General features: G+C 52.0%; 3 protein-coding genes. 1 reads left to right on the forward strand and 2 read right to left on the reverse strand.

Annotation, left to right across the window (positions count from 1 at the left end; translation table 11 throughout):
- Positions 1-359, reverse strand: a 359-nt coding sequence (locus B2W52_RS07625; RefSeq protein WP_286802254.1) for an ATP-binding cassette domain-containing protein, incomplete at its 3' end; no start/stop codon positions are given.
- Entirely contained in the window at positions 359-1,453 is a 1,095-nt protein-coding gene (locus tag B2W52_RS07630; RefSeq protein ID WP_273070494.1) for an ABC transporter ATP-binding protein, read from the reverse strand. The genes B2W52_RS07630 and B2W52_RS07625, both read right to left, overlap by 1 nt.
- 437 nt (positions 1,454-1,890) lie before the next feature.
- Between B2W52_RS07630 and B2W52_RS07635 the strand changes: the two genes are divergently transcribed.
- On the forward strand, positions 1,891-2,383 hold a 493-nt coding region (locus B2W52_RS07635), incomplete at its 3' end, for a GAF domain-containing protein (RefSeq protein ID WP_349677059.1).

The raw sequence follows: 2,383 nt of genomic DNA on the forward strand, positions 1-2,383 counted from the left end.
ACGCGGGCCTTGATCTTGGAGGCTGGAACCTTGTTGTTCTTCAGCGGAAACGCCAGGTTGTCGTAGACCGTCATTGAGTCGTAGATGACAGGAAACTGGAAGACCTGGGCGATATTCCTGTCCCTCGGAGACAACTCATTAACACGCTTTCCGTCGAAAAGTACCTCGCCCTCGGAAGGCTGAACCAGACCGGAAATAATGTTCAGCATGGTGCTTTTTCCGCAACCCGAAGGGCCCAACAGCGCGTAAGCCCCACCTTTGTGCCAGACATGGTCAAGCTGGCGAATCGCGTAATCATCCGGCCCGGTAGGCATATCGCTGTAGCTGTGGGCGAGTGATTTCAATTGAATTTCAGCCATCAGACAGACCCTCCTGAAACCTGAGACGGGGTGTGCACCAGTTGTTCGTTATTGTCGAAGACGAACAATTTATTGATCGGCAGATATACCTTGATCGGTGCGCCTGTGTGGTACTGATGCACTCCCATCAGTTGCATCACCATTTCAAAGTGACTGTTCTCCACATGCATGAAGGTTTCAGAACCACTGATTTCGCTGAGTTCTACCTCCATGGACATTTCCAGATCATCGTCGCTGGTGGGGACCAGACCAATATGGCTGGGACGAATTCCGAACCAGTAATCGCCAGGTTTCAGCTTCGACAGCTCCTGCGTAAGTGCATGGTGGGAGTACTCGTCGAATGTCACCTCGGTTTCAGACACCCGGCCTCGAATCATGTTCATCGGGGGTTCACTGAACAACTGTGCAGCAAGTGTGTTCACAGGTGCGCGATAGACATCCATCACTGGCCCGGTCTGAACCACCTGGCCCTGGTGTAACAGTGTGGTTGTGCCACCGAGTGCCAGGGCTTCATTGGCCTCCGTAGTGGCGTACACCGCAATGCACTGGCGCTCGCGGAACAGGTCCCGCAGTTCCGCCCGAAGCTCTTCCCGTAGTTTGTAATCGAGGTTTACCAGGGGCTCGTCGAATAGCACCAGGGTGGCATCCTTCACCAGGGCCCGGGCCATGGCAGTTCGCTGCTGCTGACCTCCTGACAGTTCCAACGGGTAACGCTTCAGCAAAGGATCAATCCGAAGCATCGACGCCGTTTCTTTCACCCGGCGGTCAATTTCAGAATCAGTCATCCTCGCCAGCCGAAGTGGCGAGGCGATGTTTTCGTAGACGGTCAGATTGGGGTAATTGATGAACTGCTGATAGATCATCGATATGTTGCGGCTCTGCACGCTCTGCCCTGTAACGTCCTCACCGTTGTAGATCAAACGGCCGGTATCGGGCTTATCCAGCCCAGCCATCAATCGCATCAGCGAGGTTTTTCCGGCCAGTGTCCGGCCGAGCAGAACATTAAAAGAGCCTGCCTCGAAGGTGAGGTTGGCATCCCGTATGTAGTCGACGCCGTCGACCTCACGGGAGAGATTCTCCAGTGTTAAGGACATAGGCTTTCCTTTTTGTTCTTATGGAAACGCGCTTCGGGACCGGCATACACCGACCGCGAAAATTCGATTTCGAATCCACTAACGCAAACGGTGTACCACTTCTTTAAGNNTTCCTTTTTGTTCTTGTGGAAACGCGCTTCGAGACCGACGTAAATCAGCCGCGCAAATTCGATTTCGAACTCTATACGCAAAGGACATACCACATTGCGCAAGCAAAGAAATTGATTTTCTTATAACGTTGTTTTAAAGAGCTTTTTCTCTACATGCAAATTTCTCATTCGAAAACCAAAATGTTCGTTTAGCAATATTGTGTTCAAACTGAACATTGACCTGAACAGCATTTGCACAGATTATTGAGCATCAGCTTTGGCACAATTGCCCGCGTAAGCTGCTCGAATGTCGACCAAAACAACCAACGAATGCTTGAGTGACGACTGATGAGAAAAAACGAATATGCGGATTACCGGAGCGTTATTGCCGATTCTTGGAACCGTTGTATTGCCTGGGGCCTTGAACACGACCATGAGCCAACACCGCTTATGCCGGAATCTGCCCGACTGGAGGAAATAAACCGCCAGCACAGCGAATTGCTCTCGGTGACCGAGGCTGAGGTTCTCCCCTACTACCGGAACGTACTTTCCAGCAGCCGATGCCTCATTCTGCTTGCCGATCAGCATGCCACGGTACTGAACAGCTGGGGTGATGAACGTATCACCGAGACCCGCCTGAAACCCTGGTTCCAGACGGGTGCGAACTGGCAAGAACAGAATTGCGGTACGAACGCCATTGGCACCTCTATTGCTGTTAGTGCGCCCGTCCAGATTCAGCGAAACGAACATTTTCTGAAAACGAACCGGAGCATCATTGGTTCTGCGGCACCTATTTTCGATGCTCACAGGCAGATTGCAGGGGTTCTCAGCGTATTCAGCG

The organism is Marinobacter sp. UBA2498 (assembly GCF_002341575.1).
Taxonomy (GTDB): domain Bacteria; phylum Pseudomonadota; class Gammaproteobacteria; order Pseudomonadales; family Oleiphilaceae; genus Marinobacter; species Marinobacter manganoxydans.